The 16,135-nt window shown below is 69.4% G+C and carries 14 protein-coding genes; 6 read left to right on the plus strand and 8 right to left on the minus strand.

What is annotated here, in order from left to right; translation table 11 throughout:
• Positions 1-510: 510 nt before the first annotated feature.
• Positions 511-756, plus strand: a complete 246-nt coding sequence (locus ABZ810_RS38700; protein WP_358411985.1) for a Scr1 family TA system antitoxin-like transcriptional regulator — start codon at positions 511-513, stop codon at positions 754-756.
• On the plus strand, positions 753-941 hold the full coding sequence (locus ABZ810_RS38705; protein WP_358411887.1) for a DUF397 domain-containing protein: 189 nt from the start codon (positions 753-755) through the stop codon (positions 939-941). Before ABZ810_RS38700 ends, ABZ810_RS38705 begins: the two co-directional genes overlap by 4 nt.
• 58 nt (positions 942-999) lie before the next feature.
• Here the strand turns inward: ABZ810_RS38705 and ABZ810_RS38710 are convergent, their stop codons facing one another.
• Positions 1,000-2,583, minus strand: coding sequence for an ATP-binding protein (locus ABZ810_RS38710; RefSeq protein ID WP_358411888.1), 1,584 nt, complete (start codon positions 2,581-2,583; stop codon positions 1,000-1,002).
• A gap of 233 nt (positions 2,584-2,816) precedes the next feature.
• On the opposite strand from ABZ810_RS38710, the gene ABZ810_RS38715 reads away from it, so the two are divergent.
• Positions 2,817-4,622, plus strand: a complete 1,806-nt coding sequence (locus ABZ810_RS38715) for a DUF2075 domain-containing protein (protein WP_358411889.1) — start codon at positions 2,817-2,819, stop codon at positions 4,620-4,622.
• A 58-nt stretch (positions 4,623-4,680) separates the two neighbouring features.
• Here the strand turns inward: ABZ810_RS38715 and ABZ810_RS38720 are convergent, their stop codons facing one another.
• Together ABZ810_RS38720 and ABZ810_RS38725 are read right to left on the minus strand one after the other, a co-directional pair.
• The gene (locus ABZ810_RS38720; protein WP_358411890.1) at positions 4,681-5,865 is read right to left on the minus strand and encodes a cytochrome P450; all 1,185 of its coding nucleotides are present in this window, start codon (positions 5,863-5,865) and stop codon (positions 4,681-4,683) included.
• Positions 5,866-6,121: 256 nt separating this feature from the next.
• Positions 6,122-6,592 carry an MmcQ/YjbR family DNA-binding protein gene (locus ABZ810_RS38725; protein ID WP_358411891.1) on the minus strand — a complete coding sequence of 157 codons (471 nt, stop codon included), beginning with the start codon at positions 6,590-6,592 and terminating at the stop codon, positions 6,122-6,124.
• A gap of 331 nt (positions 6,593-6,923) precedes the next feature.
• Here ABZ810_RS38725 and ABZ810_RS38730 point away from each other — a divergent pair, with 331 nt between their 5' ends.
• From ABZ810_RS38730 to ABZ810_RS38740, 3 genes are read left to right on the plus strand one after another with little or no spacing between them, the layout of a single operon-like run.
• Positions 6,924-7,307: a hypothetical protein gene (locus ABZ810_RS38730; protein ID WP_358411892.1), complete on the plus strand. Its 384-nt coding sequence runs from the start codon at positions 6,924-6,926 to the stop codon at positions 7,305-7,307.
• Positions 7,268-8,599, plus strand: a complete 1,332-nt coding sequence (locus ABZ810_RS38735; RefSeq protein ID WP_358411893.1) for a caspase family protein — start codon at positions 7,268-7,270, stop codon at positions 8,597-8,599. The genes ABZ810_RS38730 and ABZ810_RS38735 overlap by 40 nt, the downstream gene beginning before the upstream one ends.
• On the plus strand, positions 8,596-8,889 hold the full coding sequence (locus tag ABZ810_RS38740) for a hypothetical protein (protein WP_358411894.1): 294 nt from the start codon (positions 8,596-8,598) through the stop codon (positions 8,887-8,889). Before ABZ810_RS38735 ends, ABZ810_RS38740 begins: the two co-directional genes overlap by 4 nt.
• A gap of 6 nt (positions 8,890-8,895) precedes the next feature.
• On the opposite strand, the gene ABZ810_RS38745 is transcribed toward ABZ810_RS38740, so the two are convergent.
• From ABZ810_RS38745 to ABZ810_RS38765, 5 genes are all read right to left on the minus strand, one after another.
• Positions 8,896-10,155 (minus strand): ABC transporter substrate-binding protein, encoded by a 1,260-nt coding sequence (locus tag ABZ810_RS38745; protein ID WP_358411895.1) that lies wholly within the window; start codon positions 10,153-10,155, stop codon positions 8,896-8,898.
• A 7-nt stretch (positions 10,156-10,162) separates the two neighbouring features.
• The gene (locus tag ABZ810_RS38750; protein WP_358411896.1) at positions 10,163-10,540 is read right to left on the minus strand and encodes a DUF742 domain-containing protein; all 378 of its coding nucleotides are present in this window, start codon (positions 10,538-10,540) and stop codon (positions 10,163-10,165) included.
• Positions 10,541-10,574: 34 nt separating this feature from the next.
• Positions 10,575-12,956 carry a nitrate- and nitrite sensing domain-containing protein gene (locus ABZ810_RS38755; protein WP_358411897.1) on the minus strand — a complete coding sequence of 794 codons (2,382 nt, stop codon included), beginning with the start codon at positions 12,954-12,956 and terminating at the stop codon, positions 10,575-10,577.
• A gap of 326 nt (positions 12,957-13,282) precedes the next feature.
• On the minus strand, positions 13,283-14,089 hold the full coding sequence (locus ABZ810_RS38760; protein ID WP_358411898.1) for an SAM-dependent methyltransferase: 807 nt from the start codon (positions 14,087-14,089) through the stop codon (positions 13,283-13,285).
• A 279-nt stretch (positions 14,090-14,368) separates the two neighbouring features.
• Complete coding sequence (locus tag ABZ810_RS38765; protein WP_358411899.1) at positions 14,369-15,292, minus strand: GNAT family N-acetyltransferase; 924 nt, start codon at positions 15,290-15,292, stop codon at positions 14,369-14,371.
• Positions 15,293-16,135: the final 843 nt, after the last annotated feature.

Below are 16,135 nucleotides of genomic sequence, written 5' to 3' on the forward strand. Positions count from 1 at the left end.
AATCCGCCGAATGGCGGTGATCGGTGCATGACTTTCTACCTCCGTGGGAGGGGCACAAGCGCAACCCTGACACGCATCCCGCGCCCTGAAAAGACCCCGTCACCACAAAGGCGTGATATCTCACATATATCACCGTCTCAGCATGGAACAAACAATAACTACTCGTTTGATATCCCCTATGCCCACCCCGCCCCAAAGGTGAATATCCCATCAGTCACACCATTAACAAACCCTCGCATGACCTGGGGGTCATCCGCCACCCCCAAAAGTCAAGCGAAGAATATTCACAAACAGATATTATCGAATTCCGCCCATGCCGATCATCGATTGCGTCACTATCAGCCATAGCCCACCACCCACCCAAAGTGATATCAATCAAGATCACGAAACCTCCCGTTAATTTGACAGTTCAATTAACCATCCAGACCATTCCTGCCCCTGGCAGATGATGACGACGAACGCCTCCTCACGTAGGCGCCCGCCACGAACCCCCGGCGACCCGACCGCTCCATCCCCGGCGGATTCCTCCCCAAGGCATCGTTCTCCCTCTACACGTTTCCCGAACCGGCCGACCCTCCACTGGCGGTCGTCGACACCGTCACCACCGACCTCGTCCTCACCCAGCGCCGCGAGCTCGCTCGATACACCGGCCTCTACGACCGCCTCCGCGACGTCTCCCTATCCCCGGCCAACAGCGTCGCCTTTCTCGGACGGGTGGCCGAGACGCTGACTGACGGGGCAGGATCGAGAGCATGACCGAGCACTACAGCGGCTGGCGGAAGTCGAGCCACAGCGAACCGAACGGCGAATGCGTCGAGGTCGCCAGCAGCTCCGATGGCACCATCGCCCTGCGCGACTCCAGGGCCCCCGCGAATCCGGTTCTCGAACTCACCTCGCGTGAGTGGGCCTCGTTCCTGAATCGTCTGCGCGGCGTGTGCTGACACCGGACCGGCTTCAGTGCCAGTCGGCCTGACCGGTCACGGAACGGCGTGTGCCTGATCAGGCGCGGAGCAAGGTGACCGATCTCCCGGTGGGAGTGCGCTCCTGTGTGATGGTGGTCCGCTCGGGTAGCGGCGGGGCGTCGGGGGTGCGATCGAAGATGACCAGCGTTCCCTGGTCAAGGCCCAGCCTCTCCAGGTAGCCGTCGAGCTGGACCAGGCCGTCGGGCAGCGGATCGGGCCGGCCGGGATGGCGGACCTTCAGCTCGATGGCCTCCCATTGCCAGGCGCGCTCGCCGCCGGGCAGCGCGCACGGCCGGCGGACGACGATGTCGATGCGGCCTCGCCCGACCCCGTACTCGCGATCGATGTACCCGCCGCCGTTGATGACCCGGTGCAGGAAACCCATGAACACGAGCTGGCAGGCCACCTCGTGGTAGGTCTCGCCTTTCGCGAGGATCTCGCCGTGCAGTTTCCAGAACGCGACGAACTCGGTGAGCAGCCGGGCGAAGTCCAGGCGCCCGTCAGCCGTGACGAAACTGCGGGGATCGGCCTGGACGTGCTCTTCGGTGCGTTGCCCGAGGACCCGCAGGACCACTTCCTGGTAGATGGGGTTGGCCACGTACGGCGGCCGGGAGCGTGACACCAGGCCCAGATCCCGCACGTACGCGAGGTCCTCGTTGAAGGTCTCGTCCCCCGCCACCTCCGAGCCCGCGATGAGCGGCTCCAGGATGCGTTTGATCCGGGGTTCGTGCAGGCGGGCCACCAGCGAGTCCAGGTGGGTGGCGCGCGAGACGATCAGGCGCTCGACGGCGCGTTCCATGTGGTCGTCGGTGATCGGTTCGGCCGGGCCGATCCGCATCACTCTGATGATCTCCCAGGCCAGCGCGTTGACGAGCCACGGCTGGCCCTGGGTGGCCTCGAACGCCCGCTGCAACGCCTCCTTGGTGAAGACCTGCCCGGTCGCCTCGCTGTGCTGGTCGTACAGCTCCGCCACCTGGTCGAACGTGAAGTCGCCGAGGCGCAGCGAGGCCACCTTGATGTTGAACGGACTCGACGAGCCCAGCCGCGACGGATCACCACCCGACGCGGCCTTGTAGTCGCGCACGTCCCGCAGTCCGCACAGCGCCACACTGTGCGGAAAGGGCGCCGGCCGCGAGTTGTGGCCCTCCCTCAACTGCCGCAGGACGCTGAACAGCTGCTCCCCTCGCAGGGCGTCGATCTCGTCGAGCAGGAGCACCACGGGCCGCGGGGACCGGTGGGCCCAGTCGGACAAACCCTCCAGCAGACGTCTCCCCGCTGGAGCCGCGGGCCATGGCTCTGGAGGCAGGCAATCCTCCGGCAGTCCCGAATACCTGGCCATCCGCGAGATCGACGCGAGCACACGGTCCTCAGCGGTGGCGTCCCCCGCCGCCATCGACGACGCGCTCTCGCACGAAGCGCACACGGCGGCGTACCTGCCCTCGGCACGCAACCCTTCGGCCAGGGCGAGCAGCGTGGTGGTCTTGCCCGTCTGGCGGGGCGCGTGCACCACGAAGAACTTCCCGTCGGCGATCAGCTCGCGCGCCTCGGGAAGCCGCGGCTCGGCGGGCAGCATGTAGTGCCTGTCCGGCAGGCACGGCCCGGTGGTGTTGAACGACCTCACGTTCCGTACGCTACCGGCCACAGGACGCGTGGCTCCGCCGTTGAGCTGACGTCGTCAGTGATCGTCGGTAATGTGCCCACTGCAAGTTGCGGCCCGACGGGCTTCCGCTGATCGGCTGATCACGGACACGCCCCCACCCGCACGAGATCTTCGTGCTGCCTGGGGGTTGGTCGGTGACGGCGTTTCGGGTTTCCGCCGAGAGTCTGGTCGGATCCCCCTTGGAACGTCAGCTCGTGGGCATCTTGAACGACCATCTGAGGGCCACCGTCGGCCGCGCGGCGGGTGGTGCCGAGCAGAAGTCCTGGCGGCGCAGCATTCCCGTGCTGGCCCGTGACCTCGTCGAGGCGGGGCTGGGCAAGCTGGAGATGCTCATCGAGTACCAGCTGCCGCGGACGAGCAAGCGCGCCGACGTCGTCCTCGCGGGCGTGAACCGGCGTACGGGCGACGACCTCTACCTGGTCGTGGAGCTCAAGCAGTGGAGCAGGGCCGAGCTCTTCGAGGACAACGAGAACCTCGTGCTCGTGCCCGGTTACCGGCACGAGGTGGAGCATCCCCTCCTCCAGGTCCAGGGCTACTGCGACACCATCGTCGACTTCGTGGGCGCCCTCGGCGGAGCCCCCGAGGCGGTGCGCGGCGTCGCGTACCTTCACAACGCGGCGGATCTCGAGGTCGAGGACCTCTTCGATCTCGTGCAGAACGAGCGCACGCGGCTCTTCACCAAGACCCGGCGGGGCGCGTTCCTCGACTACCTTCGCGCCCAGTTCGCGGACGAGCCGGGAGCGGGTCCGGCGGACCGTCTCCTGACCAGCGCCGTCCGCCCGTCCAAGCAGCTCATGCGGCTCGCCGCCGCGGAGATCAAGGACAGGGAGCAGTTCGTCCTCCTCGACGAGCAGCGCCGCGCCTTCGAACTCGTCCTGCACGCGGTCAGGAAGTCCGCCACGTCGGACTCGAAGCGGGTCGTCGTCGTGACCGGCGGCCCCGGGAGCGGCAAGAGCGTCATCGCCCTCTCCCTGCTCGGCGAGCTCAACCGCCAGGGCCGCACCGTCATGCACGCGACGGGCTCCCGCTCGTTCACGCAGACGATGCGGCGCCATGTGGGCAAGGGCGACCGGCGCGTCCAGAACCTCTTCAAATACTTCAACAGCTTCATGGACGCCGAGCGGAACGAGCTCGACGTCCTCATCTGCGACGAGGCGCACCGCATCCGCGAATCGTCGGTCAACCGCTTCACGCCCGCCACGCATCGCACCGGCCGCCCGCAGGTGGACGAGCTGATCGCCGCTGCCCGCGTCCCCGTCTTCCTGCTGGACGAGCACCAGGTCGTGAAGCCGGGTGAGACGGGCACCGTCGAGGCCGTCAAGAGCCACGCGGAGAGCCTCGGCCTCCGCGTCCACCATGTGGATCTCAGTGGCCAGTGGCGTTGTGGCGGCAGCGAGAAGTACGAGGAGTGGGTCCTGAAGCTCCTCGGCCTCGCCTCGGGCGAACCCGAGCCCTGGACGGGTGACGACCATTTCGAGGTGACCCTCGCGGAGTCTCCCGCCGAGATGGAGTCCCTGCTCAGAGACAAGATGCGGCAGGGCTTCTCCGCGCGCGTCTCGGCCGGCTTCTGCTGGCCGTGGAGCAACCCGCGCAAGGACGACACCCTGGTGCACGACGTCCAGATCGACGGCTGGTCACGCCCGTGGAACGTCAAGGGCGACCGAGCCGTGGGCGACGCCCCGCCGAGCGCGCTGTGGTCCACGTTCGACGGCGGATTCGACCAGGTGGGCTGTGTCTACACCGCGCAGGGCTTCGAGTACGACTGGTCGGGCGTCATCATCGGCCCCGACCTGATCGCCCGTCACGGCCGCCTGGTCACCGTCCGCGACAGGAACAAGGACCCCGAGCTCACCAAACGGTCCGTCACCGACCTCCAGGTCGAGCGGCACATCCGGAACATCTACAAGGTCCTCCTCACCAGGGGAATGGCCGGCACGGTCATCTACGCGGCGGACGCGGAAACCCAAGACTTCCTCGCCGACCTGCTCGAACGCCCCTGAGCTCGACAGCACCGATGGGCATCTCTGCTCTCGCGCCATGCACGGTCTGCGGTGGGCGTCAGGCCGGCTCGACCCACAGCTCGGCAGGTCGTCGGATGGTCGTGGCGGTGTTCCAGACCACATCGTGGGGCGCGGTGTGCAGCCGCAGGCTCGGGACGCGCCGGGTGAGGACTTCGAGCACGACGTTGAGCTCCAGCCGAGCGAGCGGAGCCCCCATGCAGACGTGCGGGCCGTCGCCGAATCCCAGATGAGGCTTGGCGGTGTTCTCGAAGTCGAGCCGCTCCTGGGCGGGGAATCGGCGTGGGTCGCGGTTGGCCCGGTCGATCGCCGGAATCACGAGGTCGCCGGCCTCCACGCGGACGCCTCCCAGCTCGGTGCCGGCCCTCGCCCGGCGAGGCTGTGCCGTGTCGAACACCGAGTTGGGAGTGGTGCGCAGCAACTCCTCCACCGCGTCGGCGATCCGGTCGGGGCGGACGCACAGTTGCCGGTAGAGCGTCTGGCCGTCCTGCCCGCGGCCGGTGAGGAGGCGGAAGACGAAGGCCGCGATCGCGGCGGCCGTGGTCTCCCATCCGGCGATGACCAGGCTGGCGGCGAAGACCACCGCGTCGGTCATGATCTGCTCGGCCTCATCGGGATTCTCGGCGATCTGCGCGGCGGTGCGCACGGCGATGGACGTCATCAACTCGTCCGCTGGAGCGCTGTCCGGGGAGGACATGCGCGCCCCGATGTGCTGGGCCATGTACTCGACCATCTCTTCCATGGCGCGACGGTTGTCGTCCCGCCCGTCCGGCCCGGCCGACAGGAACAGGTCTCCCCACGTGGCGAACCGGGGCAGGTCGCGCCCGGGAACGCCGATGACGTCTCCGATGATGCCGAGTGTCAGCGGCATTCCCAGCCGCTGGTTCAGCTCGACCGGGCCCGGCTCGCTCAGCATCTCGTCCAGGAGCCTGTGGGTGAGCGTCTCCACCATCGGGCGGTACCGATCGATGCTGGCGGGCCCGAAGGTGTTGCCGGCCAAGCCGCGGACGCGCCGGTGACGTTTGCCGTCCATCGCCATGAGGGTGGGCTCGGTCACCGGGTACGGGGTGATGCCGTCCGCGGTGGGCAGGTCCCCGGTGGAGCCGCGGGCGAAGAGGGACTCGTCGCGCAGGACCTTCACGCACTCGCGGTAGCCGGTGACGAGGTGCGCCTGCTGTCCATCTGGCAGGACGACGCGGGCGACGGGACCAAGCCCCTCGTACAAGGGCGACAAGCTGAGCGGATCATGGTCCGGGGCGAGTGCCTGCCCCTCCTGCGGCAGGTCTCGCCGGGGAAGGGGAAGTGGGGACATCCGGTGGACACGGTGGGCTGCTCGCTCAGGGCCAACGTCGATCCCTTGTTCGGTCCGCCTCTTTGGCCACAAATCAACAGAAGCGGCCGGCCGGTGTCAATCATCGCCGGGGTAAGGCGCCCGCCTCATGGGCAACGCACCCAGCGCTCTCTCTGAGGAGCTTCGGTCGTTACTCGACCGCGGGTTTGATCGTGTGCTCCCCGAGGGCGGCGGGGTCACTTTGGGGATGGGTGGCGAGGTAGGTGGTGGCGCGGCGGGTTGAGGCTTGGGACAGCCAGGCGTCTTGGACGATCTCCGCTAGTTCGCGGCGGGAGAGTTCGCCGATGCGGGCTGCGCGCAGGAGGACGGAGCGGTGGCCGTTGAAGTGCGGGGTGGTGAAGAACGGGGACGCCTCGTCCTGCACCAGCGCCTGCTTCTCCGCCTCGGACGCCACCCAGAAGACGATCACGTCCTGGAGGCGCTCCCCTGTCTCGGCGTCGACCGCGTCCGGCCGCGGGTTGCGGAAGAAGACGAACGACTTCCGGCCCACCTGGTAGATCGGGTTGTCGCCGGTCCCGTGCTCGACGGTGACATGGGGCATGGCCAGAGCGAGCTCGTGAACGTCCTCGACCCGGGCGGGCCGGCTCTCGTCGCCTCTCATGTCCTGAGGGTAGGCGGTGCGGCGCCTGAGCGAGCACCGCCGAGCGGGCCCGAGGGGTTCGAGCCCTGGGAGCAGGTGAGGGGCCGGGGCTTTCGCTGAGTCGCGATCGGTGATCTCGATGATCGGGAGCGGGGACTTGGCGTTCATAATTGCGAATATATCAACTCAAATTGGACGTCGCGCGATCCATTCTGGTGATCGTGGGGCTGGTTACTTGCGGGTGTTTTTCTAAATGAGACTTTCTGCTTGTCGCCCTTGTTCTTGATCGGGGCGTCTTACTGGTTGAAAGGGCAAGTAGTAGCGGATCTACGGTTATGCGGGGGCATGGTTCATGACGCTCGTGGTCATGGTGGAGGTCTCGGAAGAGGGCGCCGACGCGGTGCGGATGGACCAGGCGAGCAGGCGGTTGCTGACCGATCTGCGGAGCCGCGGGCTGGACGCGGAGCGGGCGGCGGTCCGGGCTCCGGAAGGGGCCAAGTCGGCGGCGGCGACGAGCCTGGCGACCCTGCTCATCGGGCTGGCGAGCACGTCCGCGATCGGGGCGATGGTGAACGGGATCTTCGGCTGGCTCGGTCCGCGCAAGGGGAGCGTGAAGGTCAGCTGCGGCGACCGGTCGATCGAATTGTCGGCGGCCACCACGGCGGAAAGGGATCAACTCATCGAATGGCTGAATGCATGGGTCGAACAGGACAACGGCGGCGGGCGCTTCTCGTAGCGTCGGATCGGTATGAGGCACCGGATCTGAGCGGGCTGCGGTCGCCCGCGCACGACGTGGAGGCGCTGGCTTCGGCGTTGTCGGATCCGGAGATCGGGGCGTTCTCGGTGACGCAGGTGTTCAACCGGCCGGCGCACGAGGTGAATGCCGCGATCGAGGATTTCTTCTGTGAGAAGCGGCCCGACGACGTGCTGCTTCTGTACGTGTCGTGCCACGGGGTCAAGGACGACGGCGGGCGGCTGTACTTCGCGACGACGAACACGCGGATCAACCGGCTGGGGTCGACGGCGGTCGCGTCGACGTACGTGAGCGAGCAGATGGCGCACAGCATGTCGCGCAACATCATCCTGCTGCTGGACTGCTGCTACAGCGGGGCCTTCGTGGAGGGCATGGTGCGGCGGGGCGGGCCCGGGGTGGGGATCACCGAACGGCTGCAGGGGTCGGGGCGGGCGGTCCTCTCGTCGTCGTCCGCGCTGGAGTACGCGTTCGAGCTGGACGAGCGGCACCTGACCGTGTCGAGGGCGGGCGGCGGCCGGCCGTCGGTCTTCACGGCGGCGCTGGTGGAGGGGCTGACCAGCGGGGAGGCCGACCACAACCGGGACGGGCGGATCTCGGTGGACGAGCTGTACGACTTCACCTACGCCAGGGTGACGGCGGCCAACCCTCATCAGACCCCGACCAAATACTCGGACGTGAGCGGCGAGCTGGTCGTCGCCTACAGCCCCCGGACGGCGGAGCCTCCGTCGCTGCCGGAGGAGGTGCTGTCGGCGGTGGGCCACCCGCTGCCGAGCCTGCGGCTGGCCGTGATCGAGGCGCTGAAGGGGCTGGCGATGGGCCGGGGTAAGACGAGCACGCTCGCGAAGGAGCAGCTGGGCGTTCTGCTGGACGACGACAGCCGGTCGGTGGCGGCCAAGGCGCGGGACGCGCTGGACGAGATCGAGGGAAGGGGTCCGGCTCGTGGCCGGGCGTGGGAGAGCAGGCTGGATGGGGAACGGCGGGCTCCAAGCCGTCGCCTCCCCCGATGCCGCCGCATCCGACGGGGTCAGCCGCGATGTCGCCGCCGGAGACGATCGCGACGGGGCCGATGCGGACGGGGCGGCTGGAGACGGGTCCGATGCGGCAGCCGTGGACCGTTCCGCCGCCCCGGCCGGCTCCGGTGGGGCCGCCGCCCGCCGTACCGCCGCCCCGGCCACCGGTCGAGGACGACCGGCTGCGGGCGGCGTCGGTGCTGGTGTACTTCCTGCCGCTGTTCACCGGCCTGCTGTTCCTGGTCAGCAGGAGCCGGAACGTGAAGTACCACGCGTTCCACTGCGCGCTGATCGACGTGCTGACGACCGTCTACTTCCTCGCGTTCGCGATCGTGGTGGCCGTCTACTCCGCCGTCCGGTACGGGACCGAGGAGATCCCGCCCGGGGACGTGGTGATGAACTTCTGGATCGTGTCGCTGTTCGCCGTTCCGTGGGGGTTGCGGGGGTGGTGCCTCGTTCAGATCACACGCCGGGGGACGGCACGGATCAAGGGTCTCGGGAGCCTGGCACGGCGTCTGGTCTACGGTGACGGGTCACTACCGGTCGGCCGGTAGCCCGGGTCAGGGGGCGGACTGGCACGAGCCGCCGAAGCGGTGGCCGCGGGCGGTGGGGCCGGCGAAGAAGTCGCTGATGACCTTGATGCCGGTGAACTCGCGGTGGTCGGGGCGGCCGATGACCGACTGGCGGAAAGCGGAGGCGTTGGCGTCGCCGGAGAAGTCGCCGGCGGCGCTGGGCAACATCCCCTCGTAGTCGACGACCTTGGTCTGCTTGAGTGCCTCCAGGAGCCCCTCGCGGGTGAGGTCCTTGTTGCCGGCCGCCTTCTGCAGGACGGCCTTGAGCGGGTAGGACGAGGTCCAGCCGGAGGTGTAGTTGTCGCTGGGCTCCACGGAACCGAGGGCGGCCCGCATGGCGGTGTGGCCGGGCGAGTCCGTGGCGAACGGCTTCCAGGGGGCGGTCAGGAGGTAGCGGGCTTTGATGGCCCCGGCGGCGGGGTTCTTGAGCAGGGACTTGTCCCAGGTCGGGTTGGTGCCGAAGAAGCGGCCCGCGTAGCCGCGCCGGACCGACTCTCCGACGATCTTGGCGGCGTCGGCGGGGCCGGTGGTGACGATGACCAGGTCGGGCTTCCCTGCGACGATCGCGTCGACGGCCCCGGACGGGTCGCCCTGGGCGGCCTCGATCTCGCTGAAGGTCAGCTTGTGGGCGCCGGCGGCGACCCTGGCCCCGGCGGCGGCGTCCTCGCCGTAGTCGCCCGGGTAGTGGACGGACATGACGCGCTTGAGACGGGACCGCTGGGCCGCGTAGTCGATCGCGTTCATCGACTCGAAGCAGTAGCTGGCCCCCGATTCGAGGATGACGTCCTCGGCCTCCCACTTGGACGCCCACGACGCCGGCACCGCGATCGTCTTGGACGCGCGGAGGTCGGGCAGGATCGCGTCGGTCATGGGCGAGCCCAGCGTCTGCGCCAGCGCCAGCACCTTGCCCTTGATCTCGTTGTAGGCCTGCCGGTGCACGGCGATGTCGTACTTGTTGTCGCGCACGTAGGTGACCGCGTCGACGTCGTAGCCGCTGACGCCGCCCTGCTGGTTGACGCGCTGCCAGAAACGTTGCTCCGCGCGGGTCATCGGGCCGCCGAGGGCCTGGAACGGGCCGGTGGTGAGGTCGGAGATGATCCCCAGGTAGATGCAGCCGTTGTCCCTGTTGACCGCGTTCGGGCACGGCTCGTCGGTCACTCCCGGGCCGGTGGCGCCCTGCTCGTCCGATCCGGCGCAGGCGGCGAGCGTCCCCAGTAGGAGAGCGGCGCCGGCCAGGGCCTTGAGCACGGAGGTCCTAGAGCGCGCGGAGTCCATCGATCACTTCCTTCAGCAGACTGTGGTCGGGCAGGGCCTGGACGGCGGGCTGGCGTACGTCGATCAGGCCCTGGTCGGCGAGATCGCCGAGGAGGACGCGGATCACTCCGAGCGGCAGAGTGAGGGCGGCGGCGACGTCCGCGACGGTCAGGGGGTGCAGGCAGAGTTCGAGGATCGCCTCGTCCTCGGGCGACAACGTCCGCGGATCGGGCATCGGCACCTCGGCGGTGACGACGACCGCGATGAGGTCGAGCTTCTGCCTGCTGGAGTGCCGGGTCCTGCCCCTGGCCACGGCGAACGGGCGCACGACGGGTCCGGCCGCCTCATCGACCCACAGTTCCTCGTCCGGGCCGGACATGTCTCACCTCGCCGCCCTGCCGTCGCTCCGCCGGTCAGTCATCGCCGCTCCCGTTCGGGCCGGTGCCGTCCGCGGGGCGTGCCGACTCGGCGCGGCCGCGCTGCCAGCCGCGTTGCATGGCCGACATGAGGGAGCGGGCCCGTTCGGGGGACGATGGTTCAGCGGGCTGTACGGATGGCGAGGGGTCTTCGGATCCGGTCGTACGGTCCTTGCGGAGTTGCGGTGCGAGGTTCTCCTGGCGGCGGCGGGTGGGCAGCCCCGGCAGAACGGTCTCCCCCGACTCACGCGACGTCCTGATCTCGCCGGACGTTCGCGTCTCGCCGGACGTCCTCGTCTCGCCGGACGTCCGTGAGGCGGGCGAGGCGGGGATCTCGCCGGAGCCCCTCGTCGCGGGGACGGAGGCGACCGGCGGGGCGAGCGCCGGGGCGGCGAGGATCGGCGTGCCGCCGGAGGCGGTCGCCGGGCTGTCGGCGGCGGCGAGGGGCAGCGGCTGCGGGCGCGTGGTCCTCGACGCCTCGGGCAGCGCGCTCGCGGTGGCGTCGGCGAGCAGCGCGGACGGGATCAGGACGATGGCCAGGACGCCCCCGTACGGCGAGCCGCGCAGCGTCACCTTGATGTCGTGCCGTTCGGCCAGGCGGGTCACGACCGAGAACCCGAGCCGGGCGCTGTCGTGGAAGTCGCCCTCGGACGGCTTGTGCAGCCGTTCGTTCACCTCGGCGAACATCTCGGGCGTCATGCCGAGGCCGCGGTCCTCGACCTCGACGACGAAGCCGTGCGCGGCCTCCTGGCCGGTCACCCGCACCTTGTTCTCGGAGGGCGAGAAGGCCAGCGCGTTCTCGATCAGTTCGGCGAGGAGGTGGATGACGTCGGCGACCGCGCGGCCCTGGAGGGCGACCCGCGGCATGGGGATGACCTCGACCCGGGTGTAGTCCTCGACCTCGGAGCTCGCGGCGCGCGCCACGTCGATGAGGCGCACCGGCTGCCGCCAGGTGCGCCCGGCGGGACGGCCGGACAGGATGACCAGGCCCTCGGCGTGCCGGCGCATGCGGGTCGCGATGTGGTCGAGCTCGTACAGGCGTTCCAGCTGGTCGGGGTCCTCGACGTGCTGCTGCATCGTCTCGAGCATGCCGAGCAGGCGCTGGAGCAGCACCTGGTTGCGGCGGGCCAGGTTGATCAGGATCTCGCCGAGGCGCTGGTGCGCCCTCGCCTCGCTGGTCCCGGACCGCACCACCGCGCGGCGCGCCTCGGTGAACGCCCGGTCGATCTGGTTGATCTCGCTGATGGTGAAGCCGCCCGGCGGCTGGTCGTCGGTGACCTCCCTGCCGGTGCGGGCGAGCTCGGCGATGCGCGGGAGCCGTTCACTGGTGAACGTGTGCATGGACGCGGCGACGTCGCGGCTCTCCCGGATCATCCGGCGGCCGACGCGGAACGCGACGCCGATCGAGATGGCGATCGCGAGCAGGCCCAGGCCGCCGGCCAGCGACAGCCGGATCAGCACGCCGGTCGCCTGGTCGGTCGTCCGCGCGGACGTGCGGGCGCCCAGGTCGCGGGTGAGGTCGGCGAGCCTGCCGCTGACGGCCTCGGTCGTCGTGCGCCACTCCCCCACGTCCACCGGTGGGCGCTTGCCGCTGCCGCCCTGCGTCATCAGGCGGTCCTCGAGCTCACGGAACCGCCCGTACTCCCGGCCGGTGACGATCTGCCGGTAGGGGCCGCGCACGGCGGCCGGCAGCGCCCGCGCGGCCTCCTCGAACAGGAACCGCTGCGCGCCGACCGACCGCATGAACTGCAGGTACTCCAGCTCGGTGAGGGTCCCGGCCGCCAGCGCGCCGGTCACCAGCGCGTCCTCGCGGGCCAGGTGCTCCCTGGCGCGCTCCAGGGCGACGAGCGCGCGGACCGCCTCGACCAGCTCGCGGCCGTCCGGGTACACCTCGTCGAAGACGACCGACGCCTCGTCGATCAGCTCGGTGTACCGGCCGAGCGCCGCCGAACGTTCGATCTGCTCGCCGTCGATCGTTCCCCGCAGGCCGCCGATCCGCCCGAGCAGGTCGACGACCTTCGCCATCTGCCGCCAGGCCTCGGGCGTGGTCGCGGCGCGCACCTCGCGCTGGGTCGCGGACTTCCGGTAGAGCGCCGCGATCCGGTCGGTCTTCGCCCGCTGCGCGTCCAGGCCCGCCCGCCCGATCGTCGCGTCGTCCCCCAGATGCGCTACCGACATCCGCCGCTCGTCCTGCAACGCCGCGATCAGCTCCGACGTCGGCTTGACCACCTTGGCGTCGAACGTCTCCGCCCGCACCTGCCGCAGGCTGTCGCGCGACGTGACCGTCGCCGCGTACGCCCAGAGCACCACCAGCGCGGTGATCGGCGCGATCAGCAGAACAATGATCTTGGTTTGGATCGATTGCGCTCGTCTGGTCACACGGCCCCCACGCCCCGTACCGAAAGGATCGAGAAGCCGAGGTGAACCGTATGACATGGATCACACCGGCAACGGGACGCTACTCCTGAACTTTTGCACCACGAAGGGATACCTGCGACAGGCCGGTCAATTGTTACTTGTCCGACATCAATACCGCCCAGTGAACGTTCACTGGATCTCCGAAAACGCCGCGACAACGGCCTGGAAAACAGACCTTCCCCCCGGGCGCTCCCCACGTCCGCGCATCCCGTCCCGACCCAAGGGCAAGCCGGGCCCGTGCCGGAGGCGGTCAGGGGTCCGCTGCGCGGGCCGGACGGGCGGGCCTGTCAGGGCTTGCGGGCGAGGGCGCCGAAGTCGTCGATCGGCTGGGGCTGTTCCAGCTCTGGCACCTCGGGCCGCCACAGGGTGGTGGGGACCACGCCCGGCTCGAGGACGTGCAGGCCGTCGAAGAACCGCTCGACCCTCTCGACGGTACGGAGGGAGAGCCGCGGGGAGCCGCCGCCCTCGTTCCACTGGCGAACGGCCTCGTCCATACGTTCGCCGCGGACGGCGTTCGTGGGGTGGGTCAGCACGAGGTGGCTGCCGGAGGGCAGCGCGGACATCAGGCGCCGCAGGATGGAGTCCGCCTCGGCGTCGTCCTCGACGAACTGCATGACGCCCACCAGCATCAGCGCGACCGGCCGGGAGAAGTCGAGGGTCGCCGCGGCGGCGTCGAGGATCGCCTCCGGGTCCCGCACGTCCGCGTCGAGGTAGTCGGTCGCGCCCTCGGCCGTGCTCGTCAGCAGCGCACGCGCGTGAGCGAGAACGAGCGGGTCGTTGTCGACGTAGACGATGCGGGATTCGGGGGCGATCCGCTGCGCGACCTCGTGGGTGTTGTCGACGGTGGGCAGCCCCGTGCCGATGTCGAGGAACTGTCGAATGCCCACGTCGGCGACCAGATGGCGCACCACGCGGCAGAGGAAGTAGCGGTTGCCCCGCGCGTTCTCGACGATCTCGGGAAAGAACTTCATGATCTGGTCGCCCATCGCCTGGTCGGCGGGATAGAAGTCCTTGCCGCCCAGCCAGTAGTTCCAGATCCGGGCCGAATGCGGAACGCTGGCATCGATCTCGGGCTGCTTCGGAGTGCTCTCCACCGTTGGAACTCCCTTTGCGTGTTCGTACCGCACGAAATCGCCGCGACCAGAGTCGGGCATGACCGCATGCTCCGCAACGCGTCCCGCGCACGCGATCGACGACAAGTCACCGCCCCACATTCACCCAGGGGGCGGACGATCCGGCGCGCACGCGCATTCCGGCGCGACGCATCTTCCGGTGCGCGCGACCCGGTGGGTGTGTGCGACCCGATGCGGCACATCATCCGGCACGCGCCCACAATCCAACATGTGCGAGATTCGGTGTGTCGAATGGGACCGTTACCAGGATTTCGAGATCTGACCGTTCGCGGCGGGGACCGTCACGCGCCATCCGTTGTCCCGGGCCGTTCGTTCGAAATGGCCGATCTTGAAGGCAAGGCCCTCGGGGTCGCCCAGGTCGGCGTGATGGGGAGCCTCGGCCCATGCCTCCTCGGAACGGATGAGAGGCCAGCCCCGGGCGGCCAGCTGGAGCGCGAGCGTGGAGCGGCCGTAGAGCAGCGTCGTCCAGTGGTCGTCATCGTCCCGCAGCGCGCGATGAAGGGGCGCCTCCTCGAGAACGAGCCGTTCGCCGTCGCGCACGGCGACGAGGAGCGGGGACATCTCACCGCGATGTGCGAGCAGGAACGCCAGCGAGTGGCGGCCGGTCTGCCGGACCTCGTACCGAGGAAGCCCGCGCTGCCGGGTGAAGCCCAGGTCGTGCTTCCACGAGCACGTCCAGAATCCGCGCGACAGGTAGTAGCGAACGGCGTCCTGCCACGTCCACTTGGTGTCGAGACGGATCCCTTCGAGGCCCTCGTCGATCGCCGCGCGATAAACGGTGTCGAGCGTCCGCGAGGCCACTCCCCGGCGACGGGATTCGGAGTGAACGTAGAGCGAGGACACGTAGGCCGAAGCCCAGCCGGACAGGCCGCGCCGGATCCCGAGCGTTCCGATCACCTCCTGGCCGGACGTGATCCAATACCGGTGGGTGAGCGGGTCCTCGTCGTACAGAACGCACTGGCCCTCGCCGAGCCGCCGCTGCCAGGCGCGCTCGTCGCCGGCCGTGATGGTGTCCGGGTCGAGGATCTCGCCGAGGGCGCCTTCGACCAGGGAGGCCAGATCCCAGCGGCAGAAGCGCCGCCCTTCCTGGGACGGGACCGGACGGAGGCCCGCGGTCGAGTCCAGCCGGTCTCGTAGCCGTTCCAACTCTTCGTCGCCGCGCATCGCCTCTCCGGGCCGGCCCGTCTGCCTGTCCGGCCGAAGTTAGCCGAGCAGCGAACCGAGCGCGATCGGATTGTCACACTTGGTCAGAGTCGCCCTCTGTCCGTGCGGCACCGGACACCCTTCGGCACCGACGGGTGATTGGCGCCGGGGGCGCCTGCTGACGGCGCAGGCAGGTTGTACATCCGGGCTTCAAGACATGACAGGAGTCGCGGGAGACATGACTAGACTCGTCAGGGTTCCCGTGATTTGTCCTGGCCGCAGCGAGCCTGAGAGAGATCGGTGGCTAATCCGGACTGGCAGCACGAGGTGCTGCAGGAGCTCGGCGTCATGGATGCCGGGCTCGTCCCGCCCGCGCCACACCCCCCGACCACACCTCTCCACGGAAGCCCCGCCTCGCCGATCTCCAAGACGGCCGCACCGTCGCCCGCAACTCCGCAGGCCGCACCACCGCCGCAGATCGCACCACCTCCGCAGATCACGACACAGCCGCCGCCTGGAGCATCGCAGGTCACAACGCCGCCCCCGGTCGACGCCCACCCAGCCCGAACGCCGCCACCCGAGAGCCATCAGGTCGGAACGCGGCCGGGCGACGCCCATCCGGCCGGTGCGCGACCGGGTGGAGATCGTCCGGCCAGGACGCGACCCGGTGAAGCCCAGCCGGCCGGGGCACCGCAAGCCAGGGACGAAGGCGCCGGGCACAGGCCGGAACTCCAGCGCGGCGGCCGGCTCGGCCCGCAGGCCGTCCAGCCCGCTGCCGGTACGCGAACGAACGAAGCCCAGCCGGCCGGAGCACCGCCGGGAGAAACGCCTCCGAGCGAAGCGCCGCAGGTCGAGGTTGTGCGC

The sequence above is a fragment of the Spirillospora sp. NPDC047279 genome, from assembly GCF_040643285.1.
In the GTDB taxonomy this organism is placed as follows: Bacteria; Actinomycetota; Actinomycetes; order Streptosporangiales; family Streptosporangiaceae; genus Spirillospora.